Genomic DNA, 17,463 nt, shown 5'->3' on the forward strand with positions numbered 1-17,463 from the left:
TCTATATGCAAGAAAGTTACTACATCTTTCACTCAAATCATATACCTAAATCTAACACCACACGTGGGTTAGGTTTATTGTATTTCATTTTGAGCCACAAGAAAGTAACTTTCTTGTGGCTTTTCTCTTTTTATTTTAAGGAGGATGATTTTATGTCTTTGATTCATGTTACTAATCTGATGTTTGCCTATGAAAACAGTTACGATAACATATTTGAAAATGTGAGTTTCCAAATAGATACCGATTGGAAATTAGGATTTACCGGAAGAAATGGGAGAGGTAAGACAACTTTTCTCAATTTATTGCTTGGTAAATTAGAATATAGCGGCAAAATTTCAACTGGTGTTGATTTTGAATATTTCCCTTATCCTGTCGAAAATCAACAAATGCTTACCCTTCATGTAATCGAAGAAATATTTCCAGACTACCTCCACTGGGAATTAATACGTGAATTTTCCTTACTTCACCTTTCCGAGGATGTCTTATATCAACCATTCGAAACATTATCCAATGGAGAACAGACGAAAGCATTGTTGGCTGCTTTGTTTCTTAAAGAAAATAGTTTTTTATTAATTGATGAACCTACCAACCATCTGGATAGCCATGCAAGAAAAATAGTAAGTGATTATCTACAGACCAAAAAAGGGTTCATTTTAGTGTCTCATGACAGATCCTTTCTCGATAACTGCGTAGATCACATCCTTTCCATCAATAAGACCAGCATTGAAATTCAAAAAGGTAATTTCAGCACATGGTGGGATAATAAAAAGAGACAAGATAACTACGAGCTTGCAGAAAATGAAAAATTAAAAAAGGACATCAAACGTTTGTCGAATTCGGCAAACCAAAAAAGCAATTGGTCACATAAAGTGGAAAAAACGAAAAATGGAACGAAAAACTCTGGTTCCAAAGTAGATAAAGGATATATCGGTCACAAAGCTGCTAAGATGATGCAACGCTCTAAATCAATTGAACAAAGACAACTATCGGCTATGGAAGACAAGTCTAAGCTACTCAAAAATATTGAAAACGCAGACAGCTTAAAGATTTCACAACTTATTCATCATAAAAATCAACTGGCTGAACTTGAAAAAGTCTCTATATATTACGGCGAAAAAGTGGTTTGCAAAGATATTAGTTTTACGATTGAACAAGGGGAACGAATCTCGCTTTCTGGGAAAAATGGTTCTGGAAAATCAAGTATCATCAAACTTATTTGTGGAGAAAACATGGACTACACTGGTATTTTTAGAAAAGGAAATCAACTGAAAATATCTTATGTCTCCCAAGATACCTCGCATTTACAGGGTAATTTAACAGACTATGCCAAAAATAACGGGATTGATGAAAGTTTGTTTAAGTCTATTTTAAGGAAACTTGATTTTTCCAGAGTTCAATTTGAAAAAGATATTGCGACTTTCAGCGGAGGACAAAAGAAAAAAGTTTTGATTGCAAAAAGTCTTTGTGAGAAAGTTCATTTACATATTTGGGATGAGCCACTTAATTTCATTGATGTCATCTCTCGTATGCAAATTGAAGATCTGTTACTCGAATACTCGCCAACCATTCTTTTTGTGGAACATGACCGTGAGTTTTGCAAAAATATTGCTACTAAAACCATCGAACTTTAGTAGGAAAATTCAAGGTTGAATCTGTAACAAACAACAAACTTTCTCAGTAAAACTTAAATAACACTTTAAAACTCAATTTAGTTATTTTTCTTTCCATGTTTACAATTTAATGTTTCTCCCAAAGATTCGCAAAGGTTGTCGAATTATTAAGATCACTGGATAAGAACAAAAGGGGCAACTATTCATCAAATAGTTGCCCTACTGATATTAATCTTGATGTTTTTCCATTTCGAACTTAAGAGAATAAGACTAAAGCAAATTTAGGATACCAGCAACTCCAACATACAAAAGTATCTTTCTTCTCTATTGGGTAACTTTCCTATCACAATGAAAAATCCTTATACTCCTGTTTTAACAACCCATATACGACCGAATCACGATATTCCCCATTTTGGTTCATCACTTCTCTTAACACTCCTTCCTGAATAAATCCCAATCTTTTCGGTATCGCTCTGCTTTTCTCATTTTCAGGATCGCATCGAATTTCCAAACGGTTCAATTCATATTCCTCAAAACAAATATGCATTACTTTTTGACAACATTGGGTCATAATTCCCTTTCCTTGATGTTTTTCATCAAGCCAATAACCAATGGCAGTCATTTTTGCAGTCCAATCAATCGGATGAATCCCAATCATTCCGATAAAGTCCCCTTGAAAGTAAATACCACTTTGAAACCCTTTGTTCTCAGCAAATTGTAGAAGCCATCTTTGGATTACTGCTTTATAGTCTTCTAGCGATTTCATATGTTCCACCCAAGGAAGGAATTTACCTAAATAGGGACGAGAACGCTCTACTAATTGAAAAATGACTGGACTGTCCTTCTGCTGCATTAATCGTAGTTGAACTTCGGAATTCACTCGAATAGAAAACATAACATCCCCCTAACGAAAAAAATAAAAATCTATGCTTACACAAAAGCCTATTTAGACTGTCTCTTATCCATCTTAATCAACATTTCCCATCTATATCTCAATCCAATTTTGAACTCTAAGATTTTGAAAAGCTTCCCACTCATTGGATCCAATGAAGTAAAATCCGGACCAATGGATGCCATAAAAACGCGATTGGGAATCCATACATAATGTAGTGATCTCATAAGGAGAATGATCCAAACAGGTGACTTCTATGCCTATTGGAAATAAAGTTAATTGTAGCAACTCTGATTGTACAATCATCTCTTCTATGTCGTTTCCAAAAATACCACCAAGAGATACATAAGAAGACCATTTATCCGAACTCCAAAGATCCATTTTGATTCCTACATAAGAGCGGAGAAATTTTTCTACACTAGAAAAAGACTCTATTTGAAATCCTTGTTTTTTCGCATCAAGAATCGTTTGCTCCCATTGTTGCCTTGCCTCTTGATTCTTATTGCGCCCTATAAACCACCCTGCTTTCTGCAGACTATGTTTTAGTTGATCTTGTGTAGGTGTCACTATCCTCTGTGATTTTACAAGACTTTCTTTCTGTATTTTTAGGATAAATGAATTAGCTATCTCTTTTTTCTTTTCAGAAATAAAACCTTGATTCATTAGATTTTGAAAAGCTTCCCATTCATTGGACCCTAGAAAAAAACACTCTTCCAACCAAACAGCAAAAAAGTGGGATTGGGCATCCATACAGATAGGCATAGAATCATAAGGGATTCCAGTAACTTTTAGACTGGAATATTTCATCCCAATTGGAAATAACAATTGTCCTCGGTTTTTTGATAAATCAATGATTTGTTTGATATATCCACCATTCCATTTGGTAGAAAAGATAGCGGATCGTTCATCATCATTCCAAAGCTCCATCTCAATCCCGATGTATGATTTCAAAAATGCTTCTATTTTTGGATTTTCAATTACTTCGAATCCTTCTTTTTCCAAAAGGGAAGCTCTATCTTGCCACTCTTTCTTCGCTTCTTGATCTTGACTACGCCCCGGATACCAACCTGCATCTTTAAGATTATGTTTTATTTGATCTAATGTAACTGGCTTCATACAAAAGCTCCATTTCAAATATAATTTGGAGGAATGTAAAACAGATCATCACAAAAATTCTACTTTTTATTCTCTATTTTAAGAGTTTCATCTATCACGATAACGAAGAAACAAAATCAAGTAAATATAAAGTCAATTATTTAGTTAAGTAAACTTCACATTTTCAATCAAACAATATGCAAATAACTCTATTTTATATTAAAAAAATCGCCTGAATTCCAAGAATCCAGACGATCACTGTCTCAAAATAGTAAAATAGTAACTCTACTTGAGCAATTTCCCTAACAGAAATATCCAAATCAAAGGTTAAGAAACACAAAGTAACCTCTTCACTTCTAGTAAAAGGGAACCTTCTTGCGCTTCTCTTTATCCCCACCTGCATAATTTCAGGTCTGTTGACTATTCAGATAACTTCTGATATTTCCATTTCCAAATTCCTTTCGCCAAATTAAACTGTCTTAAGACAAATATGATAATCATTTGCAAAAAAGATGATAAGCGATATAATAATTATTATATTAATAATATTCCGAATTATATTGTTTGTTTTCATTGTGTTTGATATAAGAAAAATAAATTCCATTCTCTTTGAATAAAGCTGACTCATCTACTGATAGATGAAGTTGTTTTCATTAATGAAATAATAACAAGATCTAATTCTCATTGTTAAATTTTCGAATATTAATATAATTATTCTAAAAAATTGAGATCTCCTGAAATGCTAGATGATCTTGAGGGGATTTTGATAAATAACGAAATTCAAATCTTATTTCCATTCAAAGCAGCTGAAGGGAGAAACGCACTTAATGCATGTCAATGAAAACGTAAAATGCATTCGCACTCAGGTAGCAATTGTAGGAGCTGGTCCTGCTGGTCTAATACTAGCTCTCCTACTCCAAAAAGAAGGAATAGACAGTATTATTGTTGAACGTCAGTCCCGATCCCATGTGGAAACTAGAGCACGAGCCGGATTAATTGAGCACCATATTGTAGAATTTCTACAACATCATGGTTTTTCAGAAGGTCTGGATCTTAACGGTATACCGCATACAACGTGTGAATTTAGACAAAATGGGCGCAGATATAAAATTCCATATGGTGATCGGGTCGGTGGATCTCATTATGTGTATCCTCAGCAATTTGTAGTACAAGACTTGATTAGGTTGTTTATTTCTCGTGGAGGAAAAATATTATTCTCCCATCCGGCTGTCAAGATAGAAGGATTAGAAGATAATCTCCCGGTAGTTACCTGTTCCTACCAAGATGATGACTCTCGTAATTTACTATTACATATTCAAGCTGACTATCTAGCAGGATGTGATGGATTTCATGGCATATCTCGATCCTCGATTCCTATCACTCATGTAAAGACAATCACGAAACAATACGGAATTGGATGGCTAGCCATTCTTGCTGAAGTACCTTCCTCAACAGAAAAGCTGGTATATGCACTACACAAATCAGGGTTTGCAGGTCAGATGCCGCGAACTTCTCAAATCACTCGTTTCTATTTGGAGTGCCCCCCAAGTGATCTATCATCGGATTGGCCTGATGACCGGATTTGGAGTGAATTAGACAAACGTTTGGCGGTTGAGGGTGATAACAAATTAATCCATGGCCCAATCATTGAAAAAAGAGTTCTCAACATGCGAAGTTTTGTGATGGAGCCTATGCAGTACAAAAACCTTCTCCTTGCTGGTGACGCTGCACACATTATTACCCCTGTGGGAGCGAAAGGCATGAATCTAGCAATTGCAGACGCTGATGTCCTTTCTCAAGGACTAATTCAATATTATCGAAACCAAGACAAAAGCTTACTAAAGGAGTATTCTAACATCCGACTGCCTCATATATGGAAGACACAAGAATTCTCTGATTGGATGATACGATTGATTCACCATACTGCTGACACTGACGAAAACAAGTACCAAGCTTTTTCCAACCGCTTACGTCAAGCTAGACTTGAAAGATTACAACAATCCGACACATATGCAAAACTGTTCGCGGAAGATTACGTGGGTTTATGGAAACCATAAAACATAATATTCCACACGAACGGAGCATTTGAAGAAAATTGTTAGCTAATAAATTTAAGTAGAAGGAAGTATACCTCCAATGGAAATAAATCAACTTCACTTAAATAAAATTGGAAATCTCATTGTTCAAACAACGGCATCTATCACAAAATTAATTGAAATACTATACAATGTTCAATTAAAAGTAGAACTCATAAATCAACAAGAAATGATCCATTGTCCAAAATTATTGAAAAAACATCATAAGGAAAAGTTTGAAAAACCTATATTGCGAGAGATCTGTTTAGTAGATACTCATTTTAGTCCATTCATTTATGCAGAAACACTCTTTTATAAGGATAATGCAAGTTTTGATATCATTCATGATCTTTATCATACAAACACACCAATCGGCAAGATCATCGAAAAACACAAATTGGAATTTTATCGAGAAATTTTAGATTTCGGCGTAGTTCAAGATTCGAATATAGCTAGTCATCTCGGATTAAATGATGATGATTCGATGATTTACAAAGTTTGTAATACCATACATCAAGGAAAAAACCTGTTTTTAATTTGCGAATATTTCCCAATTGATCGCTTGAACCTTTCAAAATGAATATAAATAGTGGTCCGAGTGAAACGAAAACTACCTGTTTCCTACTGAGTTTTGGGAAACAGGTAGTTTAGGTATGTTGTGTGCAGCCTAAAACATTACGAAATTTTTAAGTAGATACGATTTCCAGAAGGGTCTGCGGTTACAATTGAACCTTTATTTTCAGTGATTGATGCACCGATGTTCTTTAGTTGGTTCACAATATGCTCTCTCTTTTCTTCGCTCGGAAGGATTAAACTGAAGTTCTCAAGACCAACACTGTTATTTGATGGTGGTGGTGCTCCTACACCGTTCCATGTATTTAAACCAATATGATGATGGTATTTTCCAGTAGAAATGAAAAGTGCTTGATCTCCATATCGATGTACCACATTAAATCCAAGACCTTGAGTATAGAATTCTTCCGTCTTTTTTAGTTCGGAAACATGTAAATGAATATGTCCCATAACAGTTCCATCTGGCAGACCGTTCCAACCATCTCCTTGCTCCTCAGCTAGAAGGCTTTCTGCATCTAATGGCATTGTTGTCATTTCTACGTTACCGTTATGCCAAACCCATTTGGAAGAGTCTCGGTCACTATAAATTTCAATACCATTTCCATCAGGATCAGCTAAATATAGGGCTTCACTTACAAGGTGGTCAGATGCACCTTGTAGGGGATATCCAACTTGTATAAAGTGTTTTAATATTTTGCCTAAATCAGCACGAGTAGGTAATAAAAGAGCAAAATGATATAGCCCTGTTGTACGTGATTGTTTCGGTATAACGTTTTCTGGTTGTTCAATTGATAACACACTGGTTTTACCATCTGTCGTTAAATAAGCTGTGGTTTTGGACTGCTCTAAAATTTTAAAACCGATTATTTCTTGATAGAATCGAAGTGATCGTTCTAAGTTTTCTACTTTAAGTTTCACATGACCTACAAATGTATTCGGTTTACGATGAAAAATCATCATTCTCACTCCTGTTTGCAACTACTTGAAATGTAAAACTTATTATCTAAACAAATGACCAAAATAACCAATAAAAACACCTCAGAACCTGTCATTTGACCTTATTCTTGACATTCTGCAAGGAATTTAACATAACATAGCTCTCAACATAATCACTGTAAACCATTCATTCTATTAAACCCAACCATATTCTACTGATCATAAAGACCCCAAACTATCAAAAAAACCATTATATTCGTTATGGTTCTTATAGCTTCCCCTACTTCACTATCGGCAAACGACAATGTTTAGTTACTTTATATAAGTAAGTTTATTCGCATTAGGAAGTTTCGTCAAGTAAGTATATTCCTTGACTAATTCAAAAACAACCAAAATCCCTAACTTGCGAGCCTTCCTTACTATCCAATCGATAGATAAGGTTCTATGATAATCCTCATCTCGTCCAACTTATGTCTTTCTTTTTTAACAATCATCATCTTACCCTCTCCTTTCTATATCCATGTGCTAATTTGAATATAGTGTTAAAAATTCTGAGCAATGTTCCAATTCTATTTCTATAAGCTTCCCGAATGAAAGCAAAACTCGTATTCAATTGTTTGCAAAAAAGAAAAGCCACACTTCATAAATGTGGCTCCCATTATCGGTAGGATGAATCCATTATCCAGAAATCCTTTCCTATTTAGCAAATGTAAACAAACTTTTTTGACCTTGAAATGTTTAGGAGAAGAGAGATGTACTATGCAAAGGCTGAATTTTTGCTTTTGGATCCATATATGCTTTTGCATTGTTTACAGCAGTAGGACCTTCTCCAAAACCTGTGACAATAAGCTTTACTTTTCCATCATAGGTACAAACGTCTCCTGCTGCATAAACTCCTGGTAGTCTGGTCTCTTGTTTAGAATTTACTACAATTGCATTCTTTTCGATTGTGAGCCCCCAATCTTTCATTGGGCCTAACGATGATACAAATCCATAATTTACAATGATATCGTCTACAACAATACTTTCTTTTTTCGCATCTTTCGTATGCTTGATGACAATTTGTATAATCGAATCTTTTCCTTTTAATTCTATTGGAACATATGGGGTTTTTATCTCTATTGATGATTTCATCAAGTTCTCTATGCTGTGTTCTTGGGCTCTAAATTTATCGCGGCGATGAATTACTGTCACTTTTTCAGCAATTGGCTCTAACATAAGTGCCCAATCAATAGCTGAATCTCCTCCTCCCAAAATAGCGACTTTCTTGCCTGCAAACCGATTCATATCTTTTACGAAGTAATGAAGATTCATGTTTTCATATTGTGCTGCCTCTTCTAATTCTAGTTTTCGAGGCTGGAAAGCTCCATTACCAGCTGTAATAATAATGGTTTTTGAATAATGACTTGCACGATTAGTGGTTAGTTTAAAGATCCCATCCGCTTGTTTCTCTAATTGTTCCACAGATTCTTCTAGACATAATGTTGGCTCGAATTGCTGCATTTGTACTTTTAAATTATGGACTAACTCTTGTGCTCGGATCTTGGGAAAACCAGCGACATCATAAATATATTTTTCTGGATAAAGCGCTGTTAATTGTCCACCTAATTGAGGAAGACTTTCAATAATTTTCACTTTCGCTTGTCTTATCCCTGCATAAAAAGCTGTAAACAGGCCAGTAGGTCCTCCACCAATAATGGTAATATCATAAATCTCCCTTTGATGTGTCAATTTCGCTCACCTCTTCTACTCATTATTCCCAGCTCGTTAGTAATTGAGAACTATTCTGCCAAACTTCTGAAGATAGATTGCTGTTAACTGCATCGAAATAACGCGATTGGAGATTAGGCCTTGTAATATATTCCGATACATTTTTCTCATTTAATTTAACAAAACATGCTTCCCTAATCTCATTTTCTTGTTTTATGATCTCCCCACTAACATACTTTGCTCGAAACACAATGCACAGTACATTCATTTCAAGATTTTGATAGACTCCTGTTACTCCCAAAGGCTTGATCAAAACCCCTGTTTCCTCTCTGACTTCTCTGTGTACTGCTGTGTGTATGGATTCATGTTCTTCTACATTTCCACCCGGAAATTCCCATGTGTCTGATCTTAGATGTGTTTTTACCAGTAAAACTTCTCCTAAATCGTTTTCAACATATGCACAAACGGAGATAATCATTTTGAATTCACTCCATTCTTTTCTTATAAAAGAGAAAAAATGACACTACCAAAGATATGCTCAATATAAAATGAAAATTTTTCATGTATATGGAAGGTTATGAAATTTGTAATCTGTTCAAACTCAAATGAACTTCCCTTATTCTATCTCAAATATATCATAGTGATAGACAAGAAATGAGGATCTAGTCCGTCAAATTTGCCAGATGATTCAACCTCTGTAATACAATCCCCTGATAACGTAGAATCGTGACGAGATTTTATTTCATCTCGTTTATTTTTTTAAATAAAAAGAAGCCTCTTCATATTTACGAAGATAGTCAAAATCAGACGCTACTTTTCTCCATCTTTCAGATGCCATTAAAACCTGTGTGCAATAGCGGTATCTTCTAGATCTCACTGAATCATATTTGTTTACTAATCCAAATCGCCTCACAACTTTTACTCATTGCAACATACCATACCGTATGGTATTATTCAGTATAAAGAGATCCCAAAACTGAAATTTTAGACATCGTATACAGAATAGCTGCTAGATTAACCAATCTATATCACTCCTCATCCATTTAGTAGAACTCAAATCGAAAGAAGGAGATTCATTTGTATCCAAAAACAACCAACGTTTTTGATAAGAGATATGTGAATCTGCATTCAATAGCTTCATTTTGTAAAACACAGGAGCGTGAAATAGATAAAAGTATTCCTTTGAATCTTACTTTATTTAGAGAAGGAGTAAGCTGATGAAACAATTCAGGCGCTTTATGACGGTATTTCTAGGCATATTAATTCTACTATTGTTCCTCCCCTCCCTCACTGAAGCCGCTAATACAAGTTACTATGTGCCTCCAGATTCAGGAGATATGGTTCCAAAAGAAGAGACGGATGAGAAGAGCGAATCCATGTTTCGAAAGTATGGTAAATCTACTTTTATCCTTGACTACAAGACTTCTTTTGAAGAAAAAGAATTAAGTGATTGTCAACCAGGAGGAGGATTATTATCGTCCATTCCCATCATAGGCGCTCTTGAAATGGGTGGATGTGCGCTAGGAGTAGCAACAGACAAAATAGGGTTCTCAATAGAAAAATATTTTGATCTTTCTTTCTACCTTAACATATTTAATACGATGTTCTGGCAACAATTTCTTATTATTACTTACTTTATTGTAAAATGGATCTCTTGGGCATTCAGCATGGAAATTATTACTTATATTTTAGATGCATATAAAGTAGCAATGAAAAATCTAGAAAAGTCTATTTGGGAACCCTTTATGTATCTAATGTGGACAGTTGCTGTTGCTTGGATGGTTTACTATTGGATTTCCGGAAAAAAAACACAGCTATGGACGACCTTCCTAAACTCGCTCATTATCATTGCGTTATCTACTTCCATTTTTGCGAATTTGCCAACTTTTTTGCAAAGTGTTAGCAATGCTAGCACGAATGTCTCGATTTTGATCTTAGCTGGTTTAATAGATAGTGAGACACAAGAAAAAGTCTCAAAAGATTTGACAAAATCAAATGCTGAGAAGCATAGAAAAATTGCATTGAATACCATGGAAGAGGGTCTCGACGGGATTTTTATCGATTTACCCTATATGTTGATTAACTTTGGTTCTCCTGAACTCGCTAACAAACTCCCTTGGCAAAAAGTGTTAGATCCACCTCTAGGGAAAGATCGAAATGATGTATTGCAAGATGCTTATGACAACTGGAGTAGAAAGTGTCCTACCTCTAAAGCACCGAGTGGTGGTACAGCGAAATTGCTTTATAATTACGAACAAGCACTGAAGAGAGAAAAGGGAGAAAAGGTGGATATAGCTCCTGAGTGTGCTTTTATGCATAAAATGAAATGGATGACTGCAGATAAAGCTCCACAACGACTTTCCCATTCCATCATCATCATGATGTTTTCTTTTGTTGCGATGATGTGTTTCGCCTATATCGCTTTTTTGACGATTATCTGGCAGTTCATCGCCCTTGGAAGAGGTCTGTTGGCGGCTGTTTATCTGTTAATCAGTTTATGGCCAGGATATGGTATGAAGGAAGCAGCAATGTGGGGTTGGTCAATGATCCAAGCTTTATTTATGAAAGTATTTTATACGATCGTTCTGGCGATTTACATCAAAATGGTAACAGCTCTTGCATCTAAAGCAGATGACATCGGATTTCTTAATATCTGGTTACTTGCTATTGGCATGTTTATCGGATTGATTATAGCAATGAGAGAATTGCGTACAAGATTATCCAATATCCCACTTGGTAATGGTATGTTCCTCCAAGGTACTTCCAATGAAGCAGAACTAGTAATGAGTAAAATTGGAGGTGCGGTGAAAACAACAGCAGGAATTGGCTCAGCAGTTGCTTTGACTGCAGCGGGTATGCCACACGGCGCAAGGGTTGCTATGACAGTAGCAACCAAAGGCGTGAAAGGGGCAATCAAACAAGAAGCAACCAATCAATTAGGTGGAGGAAAAGATAGTATAGCTTCGAAAATACAAAAAAACAGAGCAGAGAAATTAGAAAAGCAAGACGCTCAGATAGCCTATCAAAAACGAACAGATGGATTACTCCCAGAAGATAAGGCAATGGCCAATCATATTTACGACGTATCTGGTATAGATGTTACGACTCCAGAAGGAAGAACGATGCTGAATCAAGTAGCACCTCAATTTGCGAAAAATAATTCCGCAACATTGGGTAGAATCGATCAACACACCCTAGCGCAGCAAATGACTCGGGAAATGCCAAAGCATATGCCACCTCCCGGTTCCTTGGAACTTGAGATGCTCTCACGGAGGTTTGGAGCTGAAAATGTAGAGTTGTGGCAAGAAGCTGCAAGTTATGAGTGGAAATCCGTTGAGAATAAATTAGATGCCTATAACAATCTAAGTCTGAAAGAAAAAACAACAACTCCAAAACCTAGTATGACGAATTCTGGTGTCCAAAAGCAATTTGAGAAGCTTCAGTTGGGTAACCGCCTACATGAGAACTCTGCCCAAGTACGTGTAGATGCGAAAAATGCAATAGGTGATGAGGTATATGCAAGCTTTAGTCAATTAAAATATCAAATGCAGAAAAACGAGATAGGTGTTAAAGTTTATGACAATTTCAAGAAACAAGTTGCTAATTCTGGTACGGTAGTGTTGGATCTGAATCAAATTCAAATACCACCTATAGGGAAAATAGGTGCTTTTGGGAATGAATCGTTAAATGTAAAAGTCACTGGCAACTTCAAACAGCATCTACCCAACACAGCAGAAGAAGCTCAAAAAATGTTGGATTTGGTTCAAAAACAAATTTATGAACAATTACGTACTGAAGGTTATCAAGCAGATAAGATTACCCAACCCATCAATCTGAAAGTCGATATGCCCATTGGTGGCGGAGGAACTTTTGGAACCCAGAAAGTGGATGTGCAAGTAAGCAGTATCAATATGACAAGATCAGGGGATTCCAACGTTGAATTTGATGCAGGTGTTCTACGAAATCAAATTAACCAGATTTTGAGATCAGCTCCCACAACTCAAAGTATCCCTCTACCTAACGGTAAAACCGATTTACAAGTGACGATGGACTTAGCTAACTTTGTTGCCACGCAAAGTGGAATGAAAAAACCAACAGAATCAATAGAACTATCAACTCGAATGTCGAGTGATCTCATAATCGCATCCGATCATATGGCAAATGAAATCCAGAAAAGGCTCAACTTTGTTAGAAGTAATCCCACTGCTAATCTAGACGCGTTTGCATCATCTGATACATTAAACAAATTCATGAAGCAGAATGAAGAACAACTACAGAAACAAATAGAGCGGGTACGCCATGCCATGAATGTTCAAGCAAGCATAGCTGCAACGATGCGCGAACGACTTGAAGAAGATATGGAGAATATTATTAAGTCCTTTAAAAAGGTAAGCCAATGGCAAAAAGAGATGAAAAAAAAACACAATACCCCTTCTAACCCACCAAGCGATGGCAGCATCGCTACGAAAATGTAAGGAGGTTTTTAAATGACGGAATATCAAGATCCAAAAAAGAATCTTTCCTTTAAACAAAAATTGGTAGAGGGATTGGAAGAATTCAAACATCAAGCTACACTGTGGTTTGAAGATATTAAAGGGAATAAGAAAAAACTAATCCCTATCATAGTCGTAACCATTATTGGTATCTTTGGTTTTATCCGTGGACTGATTCTCATGGTGTTCTTTTAGCATCTGTTGTCATCTGGCTGGAGTTTCCATCATCATTTTTGCGGACTTAAAATAGATAAAATATAAAAAAATACAAGTTATCACTAGATAGCTTGTATTTTTCATCTCTTCCACTCTTAAATATAAGAAACATCGCTATCCTGCGAATACAACAATCAACCAATTATAGTCGACCTGTCATTTTTCAATCCAAAAAAGATGACTACAGGTTAAACCCGTGGTCATCTGTATCATAATATATCGATGTACAATATATAACTTTGAGACAATACTTGCTTCTCTTCAGCCGCTGATGTTGATGCCTAAGCCGATCAGAATGACCGCAATTACATAAAGTATCCCTGCAAAATGGCGACCGCGCGTCGCCCAAAGGGCAATGATCGCTCCAGAAAGATACAAACATCCAACAAACAGGCCAGTCGCAAACCTAGCTCCCTGCTCAAACCAAATTGCAACGATCAATGCGAATCCACCGAGAATCCAGCATATCGTGCTGTAATGTAACATCAACGGGACAAGCCTTCTGATAAGCACTTCTATCCTCTCATCCGAGCGGAAATACTCCTCAAACGGACGAACCATGCGCCGCTGGATTATCATGCCATGAATCACAGCGATACCGATTCCGATAACAGCAGCCACTATTAAAGCTATATCTTGCCAATTCATGTTCATACACCTCTTTATAGTATCTTTTTAATATTCTTAAAAGTTAAGTCTGAAAATTTCCAGTTAGCTCGTGTCATCTAGGAAGTGAAAATTTGGAAATATAAGCCTTTTGGCTCATTCTTAATGAGCATAAATGATCCAATGGGAGTAACATGTGGAGAATCATCTGGATTAACCGTTGCAAAAGAATAACTAAATGACTTAGAAGCAATATCTCTCCAAAAACCCCAGTGATCGGATGGATGCATAACATTCCCTCTTCTCATGAATTTGATTGTTTGACTATTTATAACTGTTCTTTCTGCCTCTTATAATACCATACGGTATGGTATTATAAGAGGTGTAAATTTTTATTTGCACTCCTTTTGATCACCATTCGCGATGAAGAAACAAACTGTTCACTCCATGCATATACACGATCTGTAAATGCTTTTTCTCTAATTATTTCAGACTCGAACAGACCGCTTAAAAATCTCTAACTTTCTTCCTTGCATACCAAAAGGTATGATATATTGATCCAAAAGGAGCGAAGAAATGAATAATAAAACTAAACTTTCATGGTTACATGAAGGTTTTGCTGTGCTTGAACAAGCAGGACCTGATCAATTAACAATTGATGAACTTTGTCGTAGATTAAATCTTACAAAAGGATCATTTTATCATCACTTCAAAAATCGCCAAGATTATATCCATTCCCTACTCCAACTTTGGGAAGAAGACCGGACCCAAGGAGTAATTGTATTAAGTCAAAGTGAAGAAAGTCCCCGAGAAAAACTCAATCGCTTAACAAAGCTTGTTACTAGCTTGGCAGATAGTACGCTTGAAGTGAAAATTCGCGCTTGGGCATCTCATGATGAAACCATTCGCTCCTATCAACAACGTGTAGATGAAAGTAGAATAAATTATGCTAAGGAATTATGTGAGAATGTATATAAAGATAGTGTAGATGGTGAATTATTAGCTAAAATCTATTACACCTTATATATTGGATCACAACATTTATTTCCGCCTATGAAGGGGAAGGATCTATTTCAAATATATAAAGCAATAAGTAAATACATCCAAAAGGGCTCCAAAAAGATATAAAAATCCCTTTTATCCGTTTGATTGTGCCAAAACGGAATAAATATGTGATATTTCACAGCTTAAAATAGGTGTGCTCATGAATTCTTTGCGCCTCTCCTTTTTTATCATTTTTCCACTTGAAAGAATACCCAAATTAATTATATTATCTAGATAATGAGGTAATAATTTTGTTCGAGGAGAGTCTTTTATGTTTGTGGTAGTTCTTAACTAGTAATTTCATATCGGTTTGTAAGCAAACCTATTTCATGGCATAAAAAGCTATGTTTATTTGTTGTGGGTGGCTTCTATCGAAGAATAGTTAAGAACGAAAGGGACCAATTGAAGTCTAGGATTCTATCCTAATACGTCATGACCTGTGCTGTATTCAGCATTCTTTTGATTAGACGTTTTTATGGAGAGTACCCTATTTTAAAGACAGAAAATGAACCTAGTTCATTTTCTGTCTTTTTTGTTGCCTCAAAAAATAAAGGAGCAGGATTTTAAAACAAATACAACGATTAACAGACTAAATAATAAGTCTTTATCACTTTGAATTTCCCATAAAACAAAAATAACTGATTTTTACAAAGAAAGGTGAATCAAATATGCTACTCGAGACAAATCGACTGTTATTAAGAACGCTTGAGCTTGACTTATTAGAAGCAGCAACTCAACGTGATACAAAGGAAATCGAAGCTTTAGGATACAAAACCAACGGTGAGTGGCCTGAACCTGAATTTGCCGAAGCGTTGCCCTATTTTCGAGAACTTCTGATTAAAAACAATGGGACAAAGGGATTTGATTCTTGGATCGCACTCAAGAAGGACACCAAAGAAATAGTAGGTAGTGTCGGTTTTTTAGGTAATCCCGCTTCTGACGGTTTAATTGAAATCGGATTTGGTACAAATCAAAGTCATCGTCGAAAAGGTTATTGTTTTGAAGCTGTTCAAAAATTATTAAGCTGGGCATGGACTCAAAAGGAGATCAAAGGTATCGTTTCAAGATGCGAGCCTGATAATATTGGTTCCAAAAACATATTAGTCAAACTAGGTTTCCAACTAGATCATGAAGATGCAGGATTCCTTTATTGGACATATCGTGGAGAGCAGTACCATTTATAATTAATTTATTAAAAGAACAGGAGATTTCTATGGATATATTAATTAGACAAGAGCTCACTGAAGAATATAAAACGACTGAAGATGTGATTAAAAAAGCCTTTTTAAATGAAAGATATAGTAACAAGAAAGAGCATTTACTTGTAAATCGCATTCGAAAATCAGATGCATTTATTCCTGAACTTTCATTAGTCACAATCAATCAAAACAAAGAAATTGTTGGCCACATTCTTTTATCCAAAATTACAATCGTAGATAACGATAAAGTTGTAGATTCTTTGACGCTTGCCCCAGTGGCTATTGCACCTTTGTATCAACGAAAAGGAATTGGAAGCCTATTAATTCAGGATGCATTGAAAAAAGCAAAAAAAAATTGGATATGATTCTGTTATTGTTTTAGGACATAAAGACTATTATCCAAAATTCGGATTCAAACAAGCTCATTTATGGAATATACGAGCTTCGTTTCAAGTGCCGGATGAATTTTTCATGGCTTTAGAATTAACGGAGAATTCTCTTGAAAATGTGCAAGGTGTTGTTCGTTATTCAGAAGTTTTTTCCGAATAAAGCTATGGGAATCCACTACAACGAAAATTCATTAATACAAAACCACCTTTTATTGTAGATCAACAGGTGGTTTTGTGTCGTTTGATTTTAAAATTCTCTGTATTCAATAATTCCAGGTTCTTATGGTATAAAAATGTAATAAAATGATTAGGTTGAACAATCATGTTCTCTACTTAATTAATAGAGATATAAATGACCAATAGAAAAGAAAAAAATCCAATCCTTCGAGACATATCAATATATCGATTTTAGTCTATATGACTGTTCACAATGAATATGTCTTTTATGCTGTCTGAGTGATCGTAATAAATCGGTCAGATACTGCTCTAGGTTTACTTGATCCTTTTCTAGCAGTTTCTACTTGATTTGTCCAGCTCTCCATGCCGTTAGGTTTTTCAAACCTATTTTCAGCTTCGAGGCTATGCAGTTGAGGCAGATGAAGATGTGTAGAAAAACTCCTAACTT

Annotated in this window: 14 protein-coding genes and 1 pseudogene; 8 read left to right on the forward strand and 7 right to left on the reverse strand. The window is 35.7% G+C overall.

Annotated elements, in window-relative coordinates:
- Nucleotides 1–152: 152 nt before the first annotated feature.
- Nucleotides 153–1,631: an Lsa family ABC-F type ribosomal protection protein gene (locus tag A3GQ_RS0104180; protein ID WP_028775988.1), complete on the forward strand. Its 1,479-nt coding sequence runs from the start codon at nt 153–155 to the stop codon at nt 1,629–1,631.
- A 322-nt stretch (nt 1,632–1,953) separates the two neighbouring features.
- Here the strand turns inward: A3GQ_RS0104180 and A3GQ_RS0104185 are convergent, their stop codons facing one another.
- Together A3GQ_RS0104185 and A3GQ_RS0104190 are read right to left on the reverse strand one after the other, a co-directional pair.
- On the reverse strand, nt 1,954–2,505 hold the full coding sequence (locus A3GQ_RS0104185; protein ID WP_028775989.1) for a GNAT family N-acetyltransferase: 552 nt from the start codon (nt 2,503–2,505) through the stop codon (nt 1,954–1,956).
- A gap of 90 nt (nt 2,506–2,595) precedes the next feature.
- Nucleotides 2,596–3,618, reverse strand: a complete 1,023-nt coding sequence (locus A3GQ_RS0104190; protein WP_028775990.1) for an SUKH-3 domain-containing protein — start codon at nt 3,616–3,618, stop codon at nt 2,596–2,598.
- A gap of 806 nt (nt 3,619–4,424) precedes the next feature.
- On the opposite strand from A3GQ_RS0104190, the gene A3GQ_RS0104200 reads away from it, so the two are divergent.
- Nucleotides 4,425–5,654: a 4-hydroxybenzoate 3-monooxygenase gene (locus A3GQ_RS0104200; protein ID WP_051271192.1), complete on the forward strand. Its 1,230-nt coding sequence runs from the start codon at nt 4,425–4,427 to the stop codon at nt 5,652–5,654.
- A 79-nt stretch (nt 5,655–5,733) separates the two neighbouring features.
- Complete coding sequence (locus A3GQ_RS25545) at nt 5,734–6,252, forward strand: chorismate pyruvate-lyase family protein (RefSeq protein WP_051271194.1); 519 nt, start codon at nt 5,734–5,736, stop codon at nt 6,250–6,252.
- Nucleotides 6,253–6,347: 95 nt separating this feature from the next.
- Here the strand turns inward: A3GQ_RS25545 and A3GQ_RS0104210 are convergent, their stop codons facing one another.
- The 3 genes from A3GQ_RS0104210 to A3GQ_RS0104220 form a co-directional block, all read right to left on the reverse strand.
- Complete coding sequence (locus A3GQ_RS0104210; protein WP_028775992.1) at nt 6,348–7,202, reverse strand: VOC family protein; 855 nt, start codon at nt 7,200–7,202, stop codon at nt 6,348–6,350.
- A gap of 717 nt (nt 7,203–7,919) precedes the next feature.
- Nucleotides 7,920–8,912, reverse strand: a complete 993-nt coding sequence (locus tag A3GQ_RS0104215) for an NAD(P)/FAD-dependent oxidoreductase (protein WP_028775993.1) — start codon at nt 8,910–8,912, stop codon at nt 7,920–7,922.
- 22 nt (nt 8,913–8,934) lie between these two features.
- On the reverse strand, nt 8,935–9,369 hold the full coding sequence (locus A3GQ_RS0104220) for an NUDIX hydrolase (protein WP_037463959.1): 435 nt from the start codon (nt 9,367–9,369) through the stop codon (nt 8,935–8,937).
- A gap of 739 nt (nt 9,370–10,108) precedes the next feature.
- On the opposite strand from A3GQ_RS0104220, the gene A3GQ_RS0104230 reads away from it, so the two are divergent.
- Nucleotides 10,109–13,366, forward strand: a complete 3,258-nt coding sequence (locus tag A3GQ_RS0104230; RefSeq protein WP_028775995.1) for a TrbL/VirB6 family protein — start codon at nt 10,109–10,111, stop codon at nt 13,364–13,366.
- Nucleotides 13,367–13,378: 12 nt separating this feature from the next.
- Nucleotides 13,379–13,579, forward strand: a complete 201-nt coding sequence (locus tag A3GQ_RS0104235) for a hypothetical protein (protein ID WP_028775996.1) — start codon at nt 13,379–13,381, stop codon at nt 13,577–13,579.
- A gap of 282 nt (nt 13,580–13,861) precedes the next feature.
- Here A3GQ_RS0104235 and A3GQ_RS0104240 read toward each other — a convergent pair whose 3' ends face one another.
- Nucleotides 13,862–14,248 carry a hypothetical protein gene (locus tag A3GQ_RS0104240; RefSeq protein ID WP_028775997.1) on the reverse strand — a complete coding sequence of 129 codons (387 nt, stop codon included), beginning with the start codon at nt 14,246–14,248 and terminating at the stop codon, nt 13,862–13,864.
- Nucleotides 14,249–14,325: 77 nt separating this feature from the next.
- Nucleotides 14,326–14,496: a hypothetical protein gene (locus A3GQ_RS26650; RefSeq protein WP_156877539.1), complete on the reverse strand. Its 171-nt coding sequence runs from the start codon at nt 14,494–14,496 to the stop codon at nt 14,326–14,328.
- 286 nt (nt 14,497–14,782) lie between these two features.
- Between A3GQ_RS26650 and A3GQ_RS23360 the strand changes: the two genes are divergently transcribed.
- From A3GQ_RS23360 to A3GQ_RS23365, 3 genes and pseudogenes are all read left to right on the forward strand, one after another.
- Nucleotides 14,783–15,334, forward strand: a complete 552-nt coding sequence (locus tag A3GQ_RS23360; protein ID WP_051271196.1) for a TetR/AcrR family transcriptional regulator — start codon at nt 14,783–14,785, stop codon at nt 15,332–15,334.
- Nucleotides 15,335–15,918: 584 nt separating this feature from the next.
- Entirely contained in the window at nt 15,919–16,434 is a 516-nt protein-coding gene (locus tag A3GQ_RS0104255; protein WP_028775998.1) for a GNAT family N-acetyltransferase, read from the forward strand.
- Between the two features lie 29 nt (nt 16,435–16,463).
- Nucleotides 16,464–16,998, forward strand: a pseudogene (locus tag A3GQ_RS23365) (GNAT family N-acetyltransferase).
- Nucleotides 16,999–17,463: the final 465 nt, after the last annotated feature.

Source organism: Shimazuella kribbensis DSM 45090 (assembly GCF_000428065.1).
Taxonomy (GTDB): Bacteria; Bacillota; Bacilli; order Thermoactinomycetales; family Thermoactinomycetaceae; genus Shimazuella; species Shimazuella kribbensis.

Excerpts from the sequence above, each read along its gene's own strand:
- A3GQ_RS0104180 (WP_028775988.1), top strand. The coding sequence starts at position 153 with ATGTCTTTGATTCATGTTACTAATCTGATGTTTGCCTATGAAAACAGT.
- A3GQ_RS0104185 (WP_028775989.1), bottom strand. The coding sequence starts at position 2,505 with ATGTTTTCTATTCGAGTGAATTCCGAAGTTCAACTACGATTAATGCAG.
- A3GQ_RS0104190 (WP_028775990.1), bottom strand. The coding sequence starts at position 3,618 with ATGAAGCCAGTTACATTAGATCAAATAAAACATAATCTTAAAGATGCA.
- A3GQ_RS0104200 (WP_051271192.1), top strand. The coding sequence starts at position 4,425 with ATGCATGTCAATGAAAACGTAAAATGCATTCGCACTCAGGTAGCAATT.
- A3GQ_RS25545 (WP_051271194.1), top strand. The coding sequence starts at position 5,734 with ATGGAAATAAATCAACTTCACTTAAATAAAATTGGAAATCTCATTGTT.
- A3GQ_RS0104210 (WP_028775992.1), bottom strand. The coding sequence starts at position 7,202 with ATGATTTTTCATCGTAAACCGAATACATTTGTAGGTCATGTGAAACTT.
- A3GQ_RS0104220 (WP_037463959.1), bottom strand. The coding sequence starts at position 9,369 with ATGATTATCTCCGTTTGTGCATATGTTGAAAACGATTTAGGAGAAGTT.
- A3GQ_RS0104230 (WP_028775995.1), top strand. The coding sequence starts at position 10,109 with ATGAAACAATTCAGGCGCTTTATGACGGTATTTCTAGGCATATTAATT.
- A3GQ_RS0104235 (WP_028775996.1), top strand. The coding sequence starts at position 13,379 with ATGACGGAATATCAAGATCCAAAAAAGAATCTTTCCTTTAAACAAAAA.
- A3GQ_RS0104240 (WP_028775997.1), bottom strand. The coding sequence starts at position 14,248 with ATGAATTGGCAAGATATAGCTTTAATAGTGGCTGCTGTTATCGGAATC.
- A3GQ_RS26650 (WP_156877539.1), bottom strand. The coding sequence starts at position 14,496 with ATGCATCCATCCGATCACTGGGGTTTTTGGAGAGATATTGCTTCTAAG.
- A3GQ_RS23360 (WP_051271196.1), top strand. The coding sequence starts at position 14,783 with ATGAATAATAAAACTAAACTTTCATGGTTACATGAAGGTTTTGCTGTG.
- A3GQ_RS0104255 (WP_028775998.1), top strand. The coding sequence starts at position 15,919 with ATGCTACTCGAGACAAATCGACTGTTATTAAGAACGCTTGAGCTTGAC.